Source organism: Streptomyces sp. NPDC055962, from assembly GCF_042270185.1.
GTDB lineage: Bacteria > Actinomycetota > Actinomycetes > Streptomycetales > Streptomycetaceae > Streptomyces.
Genome location: NZ_JBHJYN010000002.1, coordinates 1,119,893 through 1,136,776 on the forward strand (window position 1 = coordinate 1,119,893; position 16,884 = coordinate 1,136,776).

Here is a 16,884-nt window from a genome sequence, read left to right on the forward strand (position 1 = left end):
GCTGTCCGAGGGGTGGACAAATTCCGCCTCATTCCGGTCAATCCGCCCTGCGCGGTTGGGGTACCGCCGGGCCCTGGTTAACCTCCCAGTATGGCCCTTGGCACACCTTCCACCAGGACAGATCACGCGCGCACCGTGCGTGAGCTGCTCGCGACCGGCGAGACGTCGTTCTCGTTCGAGTTCTGGGCGCCCAAGACCGAGAAGGGTGAACGGAATCTCTGGAACGCCCTGCGCCGGGTCGAGGCGGTGGCCCCGAGCTTCGTCTCCGTGACCTACGGTGCCGGCGGCTCCACCCGCGCGGGGACGGTCAAGGCGACCCAGCAGATCGCCGCGGACTCCACGCTCACCCCCGTCGCGCACCTCACCGCGGTCGACCACTCCGTCGCCGAGCTGCGCAACATGGTCGGGCAGTACGCCGACGCCGGTATCCGCAACATCCTCGCGGTGCGCGGCGACCCGCCCGGCGACCCGATGGGCGAGTGGGTCGAGCACCCCCAAGGCGTGCGGTACGCGGCCGATCTCGTCCGGCTGATCAAGGAGGCCGGTGATTTCTGCGTCGGCGTCGCGGCATTTCCGGAAATGCATCCGCGGTCCGCCGACTGGGACTCCGACATCGCCCATTTCGTGGACAAGTGCCGCGCCGGGGCCGACTATGCGATCACCCAGATGTTCTTCCAGCCGGAGAGTTATCTGCAGATGCGTGACCGTGTGGTCGCTGCGGGTTGCGACACCCCGGTCATTCCCGAGGTGATGCCACTCACCAGCGTGAAGCAGCTGGAGAGGTTCGCGCAGCTCAGCAACGCGTCCCTGCCCTCCTCGCTGAAAGAGCGCATCCTCGCCGCAAAGGACGACCCGGCCGCTGTACGCTCCATTGGCATCGAGTTCGCCACGGAGTTCTGCGCGAAACTGCTCTCCGAGGGTGTCCCGGGGCTGCACTTCATCACGCTCAACAACTCGACGGCGACACTCGAGATCTACGAGAATCTCGGACTGCACAAGCAGTCGTGACCGGCCGTACCCGCCACCAACCGGGGCGGTGGCCGTAGGAGGGGGCGGGCGTGGGCTGGACGGTCCTCTACATCGCATTCGGCATAGTGGCGTTGTGGCTGCTGGGCGAGGTGCTGCTGCAGTACAAGGCGCGCCTGCGCTGGAGGCTCCTCGCCTTCGGCGGCTTCCTCGGTGTGGTCCTCGGTGTCCTGATCCCCTCGGTGCTGGTGATCGCCCTGGGCGCGATCGCCTTCGCGACGGGCCAGACGTACGTGACGCTCTCCTTCAGGCGCGGCTTCTCGACGGGGTGGGCCCTGGGCGGCAGCCCCGGCGAGAGCCGCCGTCGGCGTGGGTCGGGCGACCGGAAGCCGACGCTCGAGGTCTCCGGCCTGGAGTACGAGGGAGCCTCCCGGTCGCAGGAGGCGGAGGCCGCCCCCGCGGCGGTCTACGAGCCGGAGCCGATGCCGGACGACACCGGGCAGTACGGCATCTACACCGACCCCGCCCCGGCCGGCCGTGACGACCAGCAGGACCAGCACGGCGAGCAGCAGCCGCAGTACGGCGCCTACGACCCCTACGCCGGCTACGGCCGGCAGGCCCCTCAGGACCCCTACGCCGCCCAGGGCGGCTACCAGGACCAGGGCGTGTACCAGGACCAGGGCGCCTACACCGGCCAGTACGACCACGGAAACGACCAGGCGGGCTACGCCCCCTACTCCGACCCCTACGCCGGCACGGGCACCACGTCGGGCACCGGCCAGTACACCGGCTACGACAACTCCTACGGCAACGGGTACGACCCCTCGTACGGCGGGGGGCAGCAGCCCGCCGATCCGTACGCCGGCCAGTACACCGACACCCCGCCCGGCGGGGTCTGGGTCCCGCAGCAGCGCGAGAGCGACCAGTACCCGCCGTTGCCGCCGGAGGCTCCCGTCCAGCCCGCCCCGTACGGCAACGGCTACGACACCGGCCAGAACGAGCAGTACCGCTACTGAGCCGCCGGGCGGCCGCCGGCGGGCGACGGCCGGCGGCGGCGCGGCCGGGGCGTTCCGCGGCTCACTGCGAGCCGCGGAAGCCGTCACCCTCCACGACGAGTCCGGCGACCAGGGCCCCCGACATCCCCGCGTGCGCCGTCCCTCCGCCCGGATGCGACCAGCCGCCCGCCAGATACAGGCCCGGCAGCGGGCTGCGGTTCCCGTTGTGCAGATACGCGCCCCCCGCCCCGGCCAGGGCCGGAGCCGGCACCGAGCCACCCTCGGCGCCGGTGTCGGCCGCCGTCTCGGCGGGCGTCCGTAGCTCGGCGTGGAGGATCCGCTCACGCAGACCGGGAACGGCTCCGGCGGCACGGCCGATCACCGTGTCCGCGAACCGTTCGCGCAGAGCCCCGTCCGTCCAGTCGACCGGACCGTGCGGAGCCACCGTCACCATCAGGGTCACCGCCTCGTGCTCCTCGTCGGGGCGGGTGGCCGGATCGTCGGGACGCAGCACCGTCACCGTGGGGCTCTCCGCCGTACGTCCGCCGAACACCGCATCCTGCTCCGCACCCGGGTCGCCGGAGTGCACCACCGTACGGTGCGCCGCCCCGGCCTCCCGGGCGCCGCGCAGCGACAGCAGGACGAGGAAGCGGCCAGGCACCCGGCCGTCCCGGGCTCCGGCGGGCGGCTCCTCCGGGACCGGCAGGAGGCCGGGCGCCGGCTGCGCACCGAGGACCACGTGATCGGCCTCCACGCTCGTGCCGTCCGCCAGCTCGATCCCCGCGGTCCGGCCGTCCTTCGCATGCACCCGGACCGCCTCGGCGCCGAAGACGAAGTCCACCCTGCGGGCCAGGCACCGCTCGTACACCGCGTCGGCCAGGGCGCGCATGCCCCCGGCGACGTACCAGCTGCCGAAGGTCTCCTCCATGTACGGAAGGAGGGCCGCGGCCGCCGGGGCACGACGCGGATCGAGTCCGTAGGACAGGGCGTACCCGTCGAGCAGGGCGGCCAGCCGCGGGTCGGCCAGCTCCCAGGCGCCCACCTCCGCGGGCGTCGCCGCCTGCCGGGGGGAGCGCAGCAGCCTGCGCCGGCGCGGCGCCGGGTAGGGGTCACGGCCCAGATGCTGCCGGTCGTCGGGCAGCGGCTCCTCCAGGAGAGGCCTGCGCGAGCGGTCCCACGCGGTGCCCGCCCGGTCCAGGAAGTCGCCCCAGCGCGCTCCCGTCCCCTCGCCCAGCGCCCTGTCCAGCGCACCGACGACGCCGGCCCGTGAGGCGTTGGGCAGCGACACCGCGGTACCGTCCGCGAAGAGGTGACGGCTCGCCGGGTCGACCTGGGTGAGCGTCACGCACTGCTCCAGGCTCTCCTTGCCCGTCTTCACGAACAGATCGCGGTAGACCGCGGGCAGGTGCAGCAGGCCGGGTCCGGTGTCGAAGACGAAGCCGTCACGGGCGTACCGGCCGAGCGAGCCTCCGTGGGTCTCCGTGCGCTCGTACACCGTCACCCGGTGGCCTGCCACGGAGAGCCGGGCCGCCGCCGCCATGGCGCCCGCCCCGGCGCCGATCACCGCAATTCGTGCCATGGCAGTGACCCTACGGGGTGCCGCCGGCCGTTCATCCGGGAGGCCGGTGCCTGCCTGCCCCGGCCAGGTCCCTCTCCTCGCGCCGCTGCGCCCTGCGGCGCAGGAACCGGCGGATCCGGGAGGCCAGGAAGACCAGGGTCACCAGGCCGAGCAGCAGCAGGGCCCCGGCGAGGACGGCCGCCGCCACCGGGTTGAAGACCGCGAAGGTGATGATCCCGGCGACGCCGAGGTCCTCCGCCACGCTGACTCCGATGTTGCTGAACGGTTCCGGCGAGGTGTTGACCGCCATCCTGGTGCCCGCCTTCACCAGATGGCTCAGCAGCGCGGTGGAACCGCCCACGGCGCCCGCCGCCAGCTCCGGCAGGGATCCGCTCTCGCCGGCCAGCAGCGCGGCGACCACCGCCCCGGCCACGGGCCGGACCACCGTGTGTGCCGCGTCCCAGGCGGAGTCCACGTACGGGATCTTGTCGGCCACCGCCTCGAGCAGGAAGAGCACCCCGGCGGTCACGAGGACATCGGGGCGCTGGAGGGACTCGGGGACCTCGTCGGTGAGCCCGGTCGCGCCGAAGAGACCGAGGAGCAGGACCACGGCGTAGGCGTTGATCCCGCTCGCCCAGCCACTCGTGAACACCAGGGGGAGTACGGACACGGACGCGATCGTAACCAGTCGGCGCGGGGCCCGGGTGGGCTCCGCCGCACAGGCCTGAGTACGCCTACCTAGTGCGTGAGATGAGTAGCGACGCGGATGGGCCTCCACCTGCGCGGACGGAAGAGTGGGGACCACGGAAGGGGCGCGGCGCCAGGACCGCCGGCACGGGGCGGCGGAACGGCGCGGTACCCCGGACGTGACGGGGGCGCACGACGCGGGGCTCCGGGACCACGGGGGACACGGGGTCACGGGGGAGGGCCTCGCGACGGCACACCACGCCGGTCCGGTGGAATTCGGGGGGATCGAATTCCACCGGACCGGCGTTCTCGTGCCTCGCCCCGTGCCTCTTCCCTGTGCGTGTCCTCGTGCTTCGTCCTTGTGCCTTTTCGCGGACCGCGGCTCAGCGCCCGCTGACCCGGCCGTGCAGCAGCAGGGACAGGGCGGAGTGCACGTCGTCGATCGTCCGCTCGGGCTGGAAGGCCTGCCAGTCGAGGGCGGCCACGAGGACCATCCCCACCAGCGCGGCCGCCGTCAGCTGGATGTCGATCTCCTCGCTGAGCTCACCGGCGGCGACGCCCTCCCGGAGCACCCCCTCGACCACGGCGACGGCCTCCTGACGCAGCACCAGGAGAGTCGACTGCCAGGCGCGGTTGGTGCGCCACAGCTCGGCGACGTAGAGCTGGGTGAAGGCCGGATAGCGGTCGATGAAGACGAGACCCGCCCTGATCATCGCGTCCAGCGCTTCCACCCGGGTGCCGCCGGCTGCCTCCGTGGAGTCTGCGGCGGTCCGCAGCGACTGCGTCAGGAGCCCCACCCCGTGGCGCAGCAGTTCCTCGAAGAGCTCGGTCTTGCTCTTGAAGTTGTAGTAGACCGTGCCCTTGGCGACCCCGGCACGCTCGGCGATCTCGTCGACCGTCGTCGCGGAGAAGCCCTTCTCCGCGATGAGGGTCACCGCCGCCTCGTAGAGCTTCTGCCGGGTGACCTGGCGGCGCGTGGTGCTACTGCTGTCCATGCCCCTGATTCTCACAGGTCCCGGCGCGGTCACAGACTCAGCTCCGGGTGGAGCCGGTCCAGCGTCCACACCTGCTTGCGGCGCGCGGAGAGGGCGGTCAGCGCCAACGCGCCCGCGGTGAAGGCCAGCAGCACGGCGCAGCCCTGCCAGACCGGCCCCAGCCCGCCGCCCGTGATCAGCCGGCGCAGCCCGTCCACCACGTAGGTCATCGGCAGGTAGGGGTGGATCGCCCCGAAGAACCCCGGGCTGGTCTGGACGGGATAGGTGCCCCCGGCCGAGGTGAGCTGGAGCATCAGCACCGCGAGGACGAGGATCCGGCCTGCCGCGCCGAAGCGGGCGTTGAGCCATTGCACGATCGCGGCGAAACAGCAGGTCACCAGTGCCAGGAAGCCGATCGTGCCGGCGGCGTGCGTCATCTGCAGACCGAGCCGCCAGTGCAGCACGGACATCAGTGCGGCGACCTGGAGGAGGCCGATCGCGGCGACCGGCAGCCAGCCCGCGAAGGCCACGCGCCAGGCCGGGGCCCCGGCCGCGAGTGCACGCCGGTTGAGCGGCTGGATCAGCATGTACGCCACCATCGCGCCGACCCAGAGCGAGAGCGGGATGAAGTAGGGGGCGAAGCCGGTGCCGTAGTTGGGCGCGGCGTGCAGGGAGGACGAGGCCAGCCGCACGGGGTCGGACATGACCCCGGTGCGGGCGTCGCGGTCCTCCTCGTCGTAGTCGGGGATCTTCCCGACCCCGTCGTTCAGCCCCTGGGCGAGCGTCGCGGAGCCGTCGCCGAGCCGGTACAGGCCGCTCTTCAGGCTCTTGGAGCCCGACGTGAGTTTCTTGACGCCGGTGTTCAGGTCCCCGGCCCCGGTCTTCGCGGTCCCGAGGCCCGTGTGGAGGGCGCCGGCCCCCGTGGCGACCTCGTGCGCCCCCTTGTTGAGGGCGTTGATCCTCTTCACGGCCGACTCCAGGTCCGTGTCCAGGCGGGGTGAGCGCTTCGCCAGGGCGTCGGCCTGCTTCTCCAGGCCGGTGAGCCGGGTGCGCAGCTTCGACAGGTCGCCCTTCTGGTTCGTGACCAGGGCGCTGACGTCGTCGGACACCGCGGCGACGTCCTCCGCCGCGGTCCTGGCGCGCTTCAGCTGGGGGCAGACCCCCGGGTCGGGCAGGGCCTGCTCCTCACAGCGGGTGCGGTAGACGTCGGCCAGGTCGTCGGCGGCCTTGTGGGCGGCGGCCGAGGCCGTGGGGGCCGCCTCCACCAGAAGGTCGAGGTTGTCCCGTACCGCCTTCGAGGAGTCGGAGACCAGGCGGGCGGCGTCCCCGATGGCCTTGCCGTTGTCCTTGAGGAAGGGGCGTACGTCGGCAGCGACCGCGTCGACCGTGTCGGCCAGCACCTGGGTGCCGCCGGCGACCTGCCGGGACCCCTTCTCGAGGTCACCCGCGCCCTTGTCCAGCTCGGTGATGCCGGTGGAGAGCCGGCCGCTGCCCGACCCGGCGTCCTTGAGGCCGTCCGCGAGGTCCTTGGAGCCCTTCTTCGCCTTGGTGAGGCCGCTCTCCAGGTCGTCGGCCCCCTTGGCGGCCTTCGCGGTCGCGTCGTGCAGGCCCGAGAAGTCGATGAAGATCCGGTCCAGGAAGCCGCGTGAGGCCTTGGCGGACGCGGCGCTGCGGACCTCGGCGAAGACCGTCCTGGAGATCTGGCCGACGATGTAGTTGTTCGCGTCGTTCGTGCGCACCCGCAGGGCGCCGGTGCCGGGGGAGTCCCCGGCACTCGAGGCGATCCGCGCGCTGAAGTCCGACGGCATGGTCAGGGAGAGGTAGTACGTCCCGTCCTCGACGCCCCTCTCGGCCTCGGCGGAGCCGACCTCGTGCCAGTCGAAGACCTTGGAGTCGAGCAGTTTCTCCGTGATCTCGTCACCGGCCGCGAGGTGTTCGCCGCCGGTGGTGGTGCCCTTGTCGTCGTTGACGAGCGCGACGGGGACGCGGTCGAGCCGCCCGTACGGGTCCCAGAAGGACCAGAGGTACAGCGCCCCGTAGAGCAGGGGCAGCAGCAGGAGTGCCACGAGTGCGGCACGCGGCATCCGGCCCCTGCCGAAGCGCCTCAGTTCAAGCGCGGCCAGCTTCGGCGATCGCATCGGCCGTCCCCTTCCCGTTCCCGGTGGTCGTGTCGCCCTCGGATGCCTCCGCGGCGGGTTCGTCGTCCTCGTCGGCCGGTTCCTCCCGGCCCGGTCCGGCGCCGGCCGGTTCCTCCCCGGCCGTCGGGCGGGTCCGTACGGTGAGCGCGTCCTCGGGGGCCTCGCTGCACACGGCCAGCACCGTGGTGCCGTCCGCCGCGAGGCCGCGCAGCAGCTCCCAGGCCAGGGCGCGGTCCGTGGTAGAGAGCTTGAGGTCGGTGTCGTCGACGGCGAGGAGCCGCGGACGGCCCGTCAGGGCGAGGGCGACGGAGAGGCGGAGGGCCTCCAGTCGCTCCAGGTCCCGCACGGAGGTCCGTTCCGCCTTGGGCAGGGCCGCGACGTCCAGGCCCGCGGCCTCCAGTGCGCACTCCACCGTCGCCCGGGCTGCGGCGGCCCGTTCGGCACGGGGGCGCAGCAGGGAGCGCAGCGAGCCGTCGAAGCGGCGCCGCAACAGGGCACGTTCCCGCAGGTGCTCGGCGACGGTCAGGGAGGGGTCCAGCTCGCTGACCCCGGGGACGGGCCCCAGTGCGCTGAAGCGGCGTACGGCGGCGAGACGGCCGGGCAGGCGCTCGCCCCCCACCTCGGCGTGGCCCTGTGTGGAGCGCATCCGGCCGGTGAGCGCGAGCAGCAGACAGGTGCGGCCCGAGCCGGAAGGCCCCTCCACCGCGACGAGCGATCCGGGTGGTGCGGTGAACCCCACGCCCCGGAAGGCCCAGCCGCGCGGTCCCTTCAGTCCGAAGTCCTCGGCGCTCAGCGCCGCCCCGTGCGGGCTGCTCACGAACCCACCCCCAATTTTTTGAACTGACCAGTCAGTGCAAAAAGCTATCCCGAAGTCTCGTATGAAGCAAAGTGCCTGGTCGGGGGCAGGCTCTGAGGGATTGTCAGTGGCGGCCGTCACGATGGACACATACGGCCACGGAGCCGTCACACGACGACAGGAGGCTCGTCATGGCCAGCTCGTCCGCAGCAGCCGCCCCGCGGCGCCGCACAGGCAGCCCTGCCCCCTCACCGACCGGTCCGGCAACCGACGTCCACCCCGTTCTGCGCCGCGCCACGGCGCCGCCCGCCGCTCTCGATCTGCTCGCCAAGGCCCACGCAGGCCTCGACGAGGCCGCCGTGCTCGACGTGCCCAACGAGCGCTACGCCACCGCCCACCTCGCCGCGCTGCGCACCGCGGCCGCCGTGCTCGCCGCCCGCGGGCGGCCGGAGACCGGCGGCCGCCGCCGGGAGCGGATCCGCAGCGCCTGGGAGGTCCTCCCGGACATCGCGCCGGAACTCGCCGAGTGGAGCGCCCTGTTCGCCTCCGGAGCCGCGCGCAGGGCCCGGGCGGAGGCGGGCATACCCGGCGCGGCCACCAGCCGCGACGCCGACGACCTGCTGCGCGACGTGGCCATGTTCCTGCGCCTGGTCGAGCGGCTGCTGGTCCTCCAGCCCGTCCTCCCGCCGCCCCGGAGGGAGGGGGCGGGGCGGCGGCCCGACGCGGAGTGACCGCGGGGGCGGTGCGAGGCAATAGGGTGGAGACCACCCGTACCACCTGCACTGTTCACGCTCCGCCGTCCGTGGCGGCACCGTGCCGAGGAGTCAACTGCCGTGTCGGACCAGCTGCGCCCCCGCGCCTCACTCCGTACCGCCGTGGTCTGGGAGGTCCTCAAGGACGCTCTCGAGCGCCGGGTCAAGGCGACGGGCAGGGAAACCCTCGACGTACTGGACACCGGGGGCGGCACCGGCAACTTCGCTGTGCCCGTCGCCCGGCTCGGCCACCGGGTCACCGTCGTCGACCCCAGCCCGAACGCCCTCTTCGCGCTGGAGCGCCGTGCCGACGAGGCCGGCGTCGCCGACCGGGTCCGCGGTGTCCAGGGCGACGTCCTCGGCCTGTTCGAGGTGGTGGAGCGCGCCGGCTACGACGCGGTGCTGTGCCACGGCGTCCTGGAGTACGTGGACGACCCCGCCGAGGGCGTACGGAACGCGGTCGACGCGCTCCGCCCGTCCGGTGCGCTCAGCCTGCTCGGCGCCGGCATCGGCGGCGCCGTCCTGGCCAGGGCGCTGGCCGGACACTTCGCCGAGGCCCGCCAAGCGCTCACGGATCCTGCCGGACGCTGGGGTGACGGCGACCCCGTGCCCCGCAGGTTCACCGCGGACCAGCTGGCCGGACTCGTCGCCGACGCGGGCGTCGAGGTCGGCGCGGTCCACGGCGTGCGGGTCTTCGCCGACCTCGTGCCGGGCGTTCTCGTGGACACCGAACCGGGTGCGATGGAAGAGCTCCTCAGGCTGGAGGCGGCGGTCGCGGAACTGCCGGCCTTCCACTCGGTGGCGACCCAGCTGCACGTTCTGGGTGAGAAGCGCCCCTGAGCGCATCGGGGCACACTGGTGGAGTAGGCACGCCGGGCGCCCGGAGCCCGGCTGATCAGCAACGCAGCTGCAGACGGAGTACCGCTGAGAACACCCGATCGGGCCGGGAGCCCCGTATGATCGGGTGACACCATCCGGCATGACGGATCGGAGGTCGGGGAATCTACGCCTCAGCAGCCGAGCCGACATGGCGGTCCGGACTGGCTATGGCTAGAGGGCGGGTTTCACGGGGGCGAATCCCTGCCTATCCTGGAAGGGCCGCATACCGGTCGCCCCCGCGGCCGACGACGAGGAGGACTCCGTGCCGCTCTCGGAGCACGAGCAGCGAATGCTCGAGCAGATGGAGCGAGCGCTGTACGCCGAAGATCCCAAGTTCGCTACAGCGCTTGAGGGAAGCGGGCTGCGCAGGTACACCCGGCGACGGGTCTACCAGGCGGTGGCCGGTTTTCTGGTGGGTATCGCGCTCCTCATGGCCGGAATGGTTTTCCAGCAGACCTGGGTCAGCGTGGCGGGATTCCTCGTCATGCTGGGCTGCGCCGTGCTGGCGGTCACCGGATGGCGCAAGGCGCCGAAGCCCGGTGAGCAGCAGCCGGCGGGGAGTGCGAGCGGGGGCGGAGGCGAACGCCGACATCCCAGGCAGCGCCGGTCGATGATGAACCGGATCGAGCAGCGGTGGCAGCGCCGCCGCGACGAACAGGGCCAGTGAGCTCTCCGCGCCCCGGGCAGCGGCCGGCCCCGGCCTCCGGCCCCGGACGTGGAGTGCACACACCGAGAACTTGACGCTGGTCCTCGCAGGTGAGGGGCGGTCGCATCACAGCGACCGCCCCTCACTCGTGCTCTCCTGCACCCGGCCTCGGAGGCGGGCCCGCCTCCGAGACGCACTGCACCGTCCCCGGGGGGCTGCCCGGCTCCGGGGCGTCACGCACCGCACCGGCCCCGGCGGGCGGTTCCGCGGTACGCCGGTCGCGGGAGCCGTAGGCCGCCCCTGAAGCGCACCCCTCCGGTCCGCCCCGGACCTCTTCGGGGCACCCTCCGGCTGACCTCTTCGGGGCACCCTCCGGCTGACCCGCGCGAGCACCGCCGGGATCCGGGGCCGGACCGAAGCCGGCCCCGGATCCCGGGGGTCAGCCCTGCTGGCGCGACGGCCTGCGCAGCCGCGCCGCCCAGCGGTCGCGTCCCATGCGCTCCGACCACCGGCGGCCCAGCTCCGTCCAGCGCTCCGAGAGCGTCCAGATCACCCGGACGGCCGAACGCGGTGCGAGCGTGGCCCGCAGCCTTCCCCACCGGCCGGCCACGGCCCGGAGCCCTGCCCGGACCTCCCGCACGTCCTCGGCCGACGCGGAGGCCGCGCCCGGCTCGGGCGCGTACAGCACCTGCTCCACCGCCCCCGCCACCCGGTGGACCGCGGCCACCGCCGGCCCGTCCAGACCACCCAGCCGTACGACACGGGCGGCGGCCTTGCGCGGTGTCTGCGACTCGTCCGGCGGGATGCCGTGGTCCCACGCCGTGTCGGTGATCTCCCGCCACGCCGCCAGCACCCTGGCCGAGGCGGCCGCGGCCGTACGCGCGGATGCGGCGGTGACGGCCGCACGTCCCGCTGCTGCGTTCGCGGCCGTACCGCCGGCCACGGCGTCGTCGACGGCCGGAGGCGCCCCTGGGGAGCCGAGCCGTCGGCGGCGGGCCCTCGCCCGCCAGATCATCGGGACCAGCGGAAGCGAGAGCACCAGCAGCCCGCCGACGACCCAGAGCGCCACGGTGCCCGCCGGTGTCCCCGGATCGGTGGGGTCCGCCGAACCGGGGGCTGCGGCGGCGCCGCACTCACCCTGCCGGCGCATCTGCGCCGGGCAGGACTCCGTGGCGGAGGGCACGGCCGTGGGAGCGGCGGAGGCGCCGTCCGTGGGCAGCGCGGGATCGCTCGGGTTCTGCGAGGGCACGTCCGGCCGGGTGTACGCCGGGGGGCTGCCCCGGGACGGCGTCGGCTCGAAGCGGGTCCAGCCCACACCTTCGAAGTAGAGCTCGGGCCAGGCGTGCGCGTCCCGCAGCCCGACCGACACCGAACCGTCCGCCTGGACGGTGCCGGGGGTGAAGCCCACCGCGACCCGGGCCGGAATACCCAGAGTCCTCGCCATGGCGGCCATGGCGAAGGAGAAGTGGACGCAGAAGCCCTCCTTGTCCTTCAGGAACCGCTCGATCGCCGCGGTGCCCGTGCCCGACGTCACCGTCGTGTCGTACCGGAAGCCGCCCTCCGCGGCGAACCAGTCCTGGAGCTTCACGGCCCGTTCGTAGTCGTTGGAGGCACCCTCGGTCACCTTCTCGGCGGTCTTCCCGACCACGCCGGGCAGCGACCCGGGGACCCGTGTGTACTCGCGTCGCACGTCCGAGCGCGGCGCCATCGAGCCGGCCAGCTGCGCGGCCGTCGGCTGCACCACCAGGCTGCTCACCTCGTACCGGGCACCGCCCGTCGTCTGGCCGTCGTCGCCGACCAGCGTGCGGCCCTCGGGCTCGTACCGCCAGCGGCCCTGGACGTCCACCTCGCTGGCGGGATAGGGGAGCGGCAGATACGTCTGCTGGTAGGAGCGCGAAGCGGAGATGTTGGTCCGGATCTCGGTGACCGCGACGTCCCCGGCCAGCCCGGCCGGCTGCGGCAGCCTGTCCGGGACGTCGCTCAGCCGGCGGGTCGAGGGACGCCACTCGCCGCCGTTGAACTGGTCCAGCGCCTGGATGCGCAGATAGAGGTCCTGCGGATCGGTGGAGTTGGTGCGGTACGACATCACCTCCCGATTCTCCGGCTGGTTCAGATTGTTCTGCAGAGAGACCAGCGGGTTCACCGCGGAGATCGTGCCGCCGCCACCGCTGCCCCGGCCGGACCCGCCCGTGCCGCTCAGCAGTCCTCCGTCCAGCGCGGGGAGGACGGCGGGGACGGCCAGGGCGATCCCCAGAGCCACCACACCGATACGCCGGCCCGTACGGACCGGTGCCACGGGCCCGGAGCCGTCCAGACCGGACGCGAGACCGCCGGACGACCGGGAGACACCCCCGAAGACCCGGCCCCACCGGGACAGCCTGTCCCGCCCCTCGGCCAGCAGGAGGAGCAGATAGCCGCACGCCGCGAGCAGGAACCAGAGCCACCCCGCCCCGCCGTCGGAGAGCCCGGCCGCGACCGAGTACAGCGCGAGCAGCGGAAGGCCGGCCGGAGCCGCGGCGCGGAGGGTCACCGCGAGGACGTCCACGGCGAGCCCGACCAGCAGCACTCCGCCGATCAGCATCAGCCGGATGCCGTCCGTCGTCGGTGCGGGAATGGCGTACTTGCCGACGTCGTCGGCGCCCGCGGTCAGCAGATCGGCAAGCCTCTGTACCGCCTGCGGGCCGGGCAGCACGCCGAACAGCGCGTGCTCCCTGGCGAACGCCACGGTCAGCGTCAGCAGGGTGACGAGCACCTGGAGGGAGACCGTCAGCACCCGCCCCAGGCGCATCCGGCGGGCCAGAGCCCCCGCACCGGCCTGGAGGGCCAGCAGGAACGCGGCGTGCAGAACCCATTTCGACGTATCGACCAGGGGGACGAGGGAGCCCGCCGCCATCATCGTGGCGGCGAAGCCGCACAGTGCCAGCCGGCTGCGCCCGCTCATGACCATCCCCCGGAGAGCCCCGTCGTCGTCCCGGCCACGGAGGACTGCGCGCCGGAGCCCTCCTGCCCGGCCTGCTGCCAGAGCGCGGTGAGCTCCGCCCCGGGCCGCACCGCCATCGCCGTCCATCCCGCTTCGCGGAGCAGCCGCAGACGGTCGGCGGCCGGTGCGGGAGACACCGCTCCCACGGAGCCGCGCGCCCAGTCGTCGCCGTCCAGTACGAAGGCGACGGCCCCGCGGCTGCGCTGCCGCATCCGGGCGGCCACCGCCGTCTGCTCCTCGTCGAGGTCGCCGAAGAACGCCACCAGCAGCCCTTCGTTGCTCCCGCGCAGCACGTCGTGGGCGCGCGAGAGACCCCCGCCGTCGGAGTGGTCGACGACCGCCAGGGTGTCCATCATCAGCCCCGTCGAGTCCGCCGACTCCTGGGCCGAGCCGGCGAAGCCGTCGGCCGTCTCACCCGGCACGGCGTTCCCCTCGTCCGTGAGCAGCCGCACGGCGAAGCCGCGCTCCAGCATGTGGGCCAGGGCGGACGCGGCCCCGGACACCGCCCACTCGAAGGCCGATTCGGGTCCGGCCCCCTGATAGGCGATGCGCCGGGTGTCCAGCAGCACCGTGCATCTGGCGCGCTGCGGCTGTTCCTCCCGACGCACCATCAGCTCGCCGTAGCGCGCGGTGGAGCGCCAGTGGACACGGCGCAGGTCGTCACCGTGGCGGTAGCCGCGCGGGATGATGTCGTCCTCGCCGGCCAGCGCCAGCGAGCGCTGTCTGCCGTCGCCGTACCCGGAGGCCTCCCCGGCCAGCCGCAGCGCCGGGAGCGGTTCGGTACGCGGGATGACGACGAGGGTGTCGTAGGCGCTGAAGGAACGCGTCAGCTCGCACATGCCGAACGGGTCGTTCAGCTGCAGTTGCAGCGGCCCGAGCGGGTAGCGCCCGCGCAGATCGGACCGGACGCGGTAGGACACCTCCCGCACGCCGCCCGGCTCCACCCGGTCCAGCACGAACCGGGGCCGGGGGCCGAGCACGTAGGGGACGCGGTCCTGGAGCATGAGCAGACCCGTGTGGAGCCGGGACACGTTGTCCATGCGCAGGTGCACCCGTGCCTCGGCGCCCGCCGGCACCCGGGACGGCGACAGCCGCCGGCTGCCGGCCACCCGGTAGCGGGTGCGGTGGAGGGCGACGACGCAGACCAGCGGCAGCACCGCGAGCAGCAGCCCGACCCGGAGCAGATCGCCCTGGCCCAGCACGAAGGCGCAGACCGCCGCCGCCACACCGGCGGCGAGGAACGACCGCCCCCGGGTCGTCAGTCCGCCCAGTGCCGCCCGCAGTCCGCCCCTGTCGTCGCCGTGGTCCATGGGGCCGGGCGGCCCGGCGGAGGCCATCACAGGCGCCGTACGCCGGGCTGACGGCCGTACACGGGGCTGCCGGGCCGGTGCGGGGGCTGCGCGGGGGCGGCGGTCCCGCCCGACGTCGGCACCGGCGTCCGCTGCAGGATGTCCAGCACGACCTGCTCGGCCGTGCGGCGGTTGAGCTGGGCCTGCGCCGTCGGCAGCAGGCGGTGGGCGAGCACCGCGACCGCGAGGGCCTGCACGTCGTCCGGCAGGGCGTAGTCCCGCCCGGCCAGGGCTGCCGACGCCTTGGCGGCCCGCAGCAGATGCAGGGTGGCGCGCGGCGAGGCCCCGAGTCTGAGATCGGGGTGCTGACGGGTCGCGGCCACCAGTTCCACGGCGTACCGCCGGACGGCCTCGGCCACGTGGACCGTACGCACCGCGTCGATCAGCTTCACGATGTCGTGGGCGTGCGCCACCGGCTGCAGGTCGTCCAGCGGCGAGGCGCCGCCGTGCACGTCGAGCATCTGCAGCTCGGCCTCGGCGCTGGGATAGCCGATCGACACCCGGGCCATGAAGCGGTCGCGCTGGGCCTCGGGGAGGGGATAGGTCCCCTCCATCTCCACGGGGTTCTGGGTGGCGACGACCATGAAGGGATCGGGCAGCTCGTAGGTCTGGCCGTCGATCGTGACCTGGCGTTCCTCCATGGACTCCAGCAGGGCCGACTGGGTCTTGGGCGAGGCGCGGTTGATCTCGTCGCCGATCACGATCTGGGCGAAGATCGCGCCCGGCTTGAACTCGAAGTCGCGCCGCTGCTGGTCGAAGATCGAGACACCGGTGATGTCGGAGGGCAGCAGGTCCGGCGTGAACTGGATGCGCCGCACCGAACAGTCGATGGACCGTGCCAGTGCCTTGGCCAGCATCGTCTTGCCCACCCCGGGCACGTCCTCGATGAGGAGATGCCCCTCCGCGAGCAGCACGGTCAGCGAAAGCCGTACGACCTCAGGCTTGCCCTCGATCACACTCTCGACCGACCTGCGTACCCGCTCAGCTGTGGTGGTCAGATCTGTGAGGCTCGCTCGATCGTCATAGGTCGTCACCCGGCCCTCCTCGGCCCCTTGTGCACGGGTCGGCGCACAAAGCGCCCCGCCCGCCCCGAAATACGGACACTCCCCGGAGGACCCGGGGAGATGTCACACCCGCATTCTTGTTGCCGTTACCGCTTCGTGTCACTCGCCTGTGGACAAGTGGACGCGATATGCCGGATGTGGTCCGTATGTCGGAGGGATCGAGGGGGCTTCAGGAGGACGGAAGGATCTCGCGCAACTTGCCCGTGGTCACGTCGAAGACGAAGCCGCGGATGTCGTCCTTGTGCAGCAGGAACGGAGAGGTCCGCACGCGCTGCATCGACTGCCGCACGTCCTGGTCTGCGTCCGAGTAGGCCTCGACCGCCCAGGCCGGCCGCTGGCCGACCTCGCGCTCCAGGTCCTGCCGGAAGTCCTCGGTCAGCGACTCCATGCCGCAGTTCGTGTGGTGGATGAGCACGACGCTGCGGGTGCCGAGCGCACGCTGGCTGATGGTCAGTGACCGGAGGACGTCGTCGGTGACCACGCCGCCCGCGTTGCGGATCGTGTGGCAGTCGCCGAGCTCCAGGCCGAGCGCGGCGTGGAGGTCGAGGCGGGCGTCCATGCAGGCGACCACGGCGACGTGCAGCACGGGCCGCGCGTCCATGCCCGGGTCGGTGAACGCTTCTGCGTACCGCGTGTTCAGTTCGACGAGGCGGTCGGTGACCGTTCCTTCGGAACGGGCTTCGGACGCGGTGACGGAATCGGTCTCGGCGGAAGGCTGCGCAGAAGTCGACATGGAGACGACGGTAGTCGTCAGAACAGCACCTGGCGTGCTGTGGAAGGGGACAAAGAACGTCAACCAGGCTTGTTGTGAGGTAACCCACAAGCCTCACGCGCAGGCGCCCGACCGGGTGAGGCCGTGCCGCCGTCGAGGCGGTGCGACGCGCTGCGCGGTTCGTTGATCGGGAATGGATCGAATGGCAGGGTGGACTAAAGTGACGCGAAGTTACCGACACGCCAGCGCATTCTGCATATTTTTATACGTTTCGACTTCCCCGTGATGTGCGGCGTACGTGCGGCCCGGCCCTCTCCCGCTCGCGGTCGGCCGACGCCTTCTTCCTCGGCGCCGGCGGACCTCCCCTTCCGGGCGGGCGGGGACCGGA

Annotated in this window: 14 protein-coding genes; 5 read left to right on the forward strand and 9 right to left on the reverse strand. The window is 72.8% G+C overall.

Translation table 11 applies throughout. The features are described from left to right. The first annotated feature begins 90 nt into the window (after positions 1–90). Both metF and ACFC51_RS10310 read left to right on the forward strand, forming a co-directional pair. Positions 91–1,008, forward strand: a complete 918-nt coding sequence (gene metF, locus ACFC51_RS10305) for a methylenetetrahydrofolate reductase [NAD(P)H] (protein WP_376377979.1) — start codon at positions 91–93, stop codon at positions 1,006–1,008. Positions 1,009–1,058: 50 nt separating this feature from the next. Next, on the forward strand, positions 1,059–1,982 hold the full coding sequence (locus ACFC51_RS10310; protein WP_376377976.1) for a hypothetical protein: 924 nt from the start codon (positions 1,059–1,061) through the stop codon (positions 1,980–1,982). 61 nt (positions 1,983–2,043) lie between these two features. Here ACFC51_RS10310 and ACFC51_RS10315 read toward each other — a convergent pair whose 3' ends face one another. The 5 genes from ACFC51_RS10315 to ACFC51_RS10335 form a co-directional block, all read right to left on the reverse strand. Continuing rightward, entirely contained in the window at positions 2,044–3,540 is a 1,497-nt protein-coding gene (locus ACFC51_RS10315; RefSeq protein WP_376377973.1) for a phytoene desaturase family protein, read from the reverse strand. A gap of 31 nt (positions 3,541–3,571) precedes the next feature. Then, on the reverse strand, positions 3,572–4,189 hold the full coding sequence (locus tag ACFC51_RS10320) for a DUF4126 domain-containing protein (protein ID WP_376377970.1): 618 nt from the start codon (positions 4,187–4,189) through the stop codon (positions 3,572–3,574). A 400-nt stretch (positions 4,190–4,589) separates the two neighbouring features. Further along, positions 4,590–5,201 (reverse strand): TetR/AcrR family transcriptional regulator, encoded by a 612-nt coding sequence (locus ACFC51_RS10325; RefSeq protein ID WP_376377967.1) that lies wholly within the window; start codon positions 5,199–5,201, stop codon positions 4,590–4,592. Positions 5,202–5,230: 29 nt separating this feature from the next. Beyond that, the gene (locus tag ACFC51_RS10330) at positions 5,231–7,318 is read right to left on the reverse strand and encodes a YhgE/Pip family protein (RefSeq protein WP_376527956.1); all 2,088 of its coding nucleotides are present in this window, start codon (positions 7,316–7,318) and stop codon (positions 5,231–5,233) included. Beyond that, the gene (locus tag ACFC51_RS10335) at positions 7,290–8,135 is read right to left on the reverse strand and encodes an ATP-binding cassette domain-containing protein (RefSeq protein WP_376377961.1); all 846 of its coding nucleotides are present in this window, start codon (positions 8,133–8,135) and stop codon (positions 7,290–7,292) included. Before ACFC51_RS10335 ends, ACFC51_RS10330 begins: the two co-directional genes overlap by 29 nt. Positions 8,136–8,305: 170 nt before the next feature. Here ACFC51_RS10335 and ACFC51_RS10340 point away from each other — a divergent pair, with 170 nt between their 5' ends. The 3 genes from ACFC51_RS10340 (at position 8,306) to ACFC51_RS10350 (ending at position 10,412) form a co-directional block, all read left to right on the forward strand. Next, positions 8,306–8,845 carry an SAV_6107 family HEPN domain-containing protein gene (locus ACFC51_RS10340; RefSeq protein WP_376377958.1) on the forward strand — a complete coding sequence of 180 codons (540 nt, stop codon included), beginning with the start codon at positions 8,306–8,308 and terminating at the stop codon, positions 8,843–8,845. Between the two features lie 102 nt (positions 8,846–8,947). After that, positions 8,948–9,706: a methyltransferase gene (locus ACFC51_RS10345; RefSeq protein WP_376377955.1), complete on the forward strand. Its 759-nt coding sequence runs from the start codon at positions 8,948–8,950 to the stop codon at positions 9,704–9,706. Positions 9,707–10,007: 301 nt separating this feature from the next. After that, positions 10,008–10,412, forward strand: coding sequence for a DUF3040 domain-containing protein (locus ACFC51_RS10350; RefSeq protein ID WP_033303312.1), 405 nt, complete (start codon positions 10,008–10,010; stop codon positions 10,410–10,412). 418 nt (positions 10,413–10,830) lie between these two features. Here ACFC51_RS10350 and ACFC51_RS10355 read toward each other — a convergent pair whose 3' ends face one another. The 4 genes from ACFC51_RS10355 to ACFC51_RS10370 all read right to left on the reverse strand — a co-directional run bounded on the left by ACFC51_RS10355 (position 10,831) and on the right by ACFC51_RS10370 (position 16,517). Beyond that, positions 10,831–13,332 (reverse strand): DUF3488 and DUF4129 domain-containing transglutaminase family protein, encoded by a 2,502-nt coding sequence (locus tag ACFC51_RS10355; RefSeq protein ID WP_376377952.1) that lies wholly within the window; start codon positions 13,330–13,332, stop codon positions 10,831–10,833. After that, positions 13,329–14,708, reverse strand: coding sequence for a DUF58 domain-containing protein (locus ACFC51_RS10360; protein WP_376527959.1), 1,380 nt, complete (start codon positions 14,706–14,708; stop codon positions 13,329–13,331). Before ACFC51_RS10360 ends, ACFC51_RS10355 begins: the two co-directional genes overlap by 4 nt. Beyond that, complete coding sequence (locus ACFC51_RS10365; protein ID WP_376527961.1) at positions 14,708–15,754, reverse strand: AAA family ATPase; 1,047 nt, start codon at positions 15,752–15,754, stop codon at positions 14,708–14,710. The genes ACFC51_RS10360 and ACFC51_RS10365 overlap by 1 nt, the downstream gene beginning before the upstream one ends. A 199-nt stretch (positions 15,755–15,953) precedes the next feature. Beyond that, positions 15,954–16,517 (reverse strand): beta-class carbonic anhydrase, encoded by a 564-nt coding sequence (locus tag ACFC51_RS10370; RefSeq protein ID WP_376377945.1) that lies wholly within the window; start codon positions 16,515–16,517, stop codon positions 15,954–15,956. Between the last annotated feature and the right edge of the window lie 367 nt (positions 16,518–16,884).

What these genes read in the sequence shown, in the direction of transcription:
- ACFC51_RS10355 (WP_376377952.1), bottom strand. Translation starts at nt 13,332, where the DNA reads ATGAGCGGGCGCAGCCGGCTGGCACTGTGCGGCTTCGCCGCCACGATG.
- metF (WP_376377979.1), top strand. Translation starts at nt 91, where the DNA reads ATGGCCCTTGGCACACCTTCCACCAGGACAGATCACGCGCGCACCGTG.
- ACFC51_RS10315 (WP_376377973.1), bottom strand. Translation starts at nt 3,540, where the DNA reads ATGGCACGAATTGCGGTGATCGGCGCCGGGGCGGGCGCCATGGCGGCG.
- ACFC51_RS10360 (WP_376527959.1), bottom strand. Translation starts at nt 14,708, where the DNA reads ATGGCCTCCGCCGGGCCGCCCGGCCCCATGGACCACGGCGACGACAGG.
- ACFC51_RS10325 (WP_376377967.1), bottom strand. Translation starts at nt 5,201, where the DNA reads ATGGACAGCAGTAGCACCACGCGCCGCCAGGTCACCCGGCAGAAGCTC.
- ACFC51_RS10340 (WP_376377958.1), top strand. Translation starts at nt 8,306, where the DNA reads ATGGCCAGCTCGTCCGCAGCAGCCGCCCCGCGGCGCCGCACAGGCAGC.
- ACFC51_RS10330 (WP_376527956.1), bottom strand. Translation starts at nt 7,318, where the DNA reads ATGCGATCGCCGAAGCTGGCCGCGCTTGAACTGAGGCGCTTCGGCAGG.
- ACFC51_RS10370 (WP_376377945.1), bottom strand. Translation starts at nt 16,517, where the DNA reads ATGTCGACTTCTGCGCAGCCTTCCGCCGAGACCGATTCCGTCACCGCG.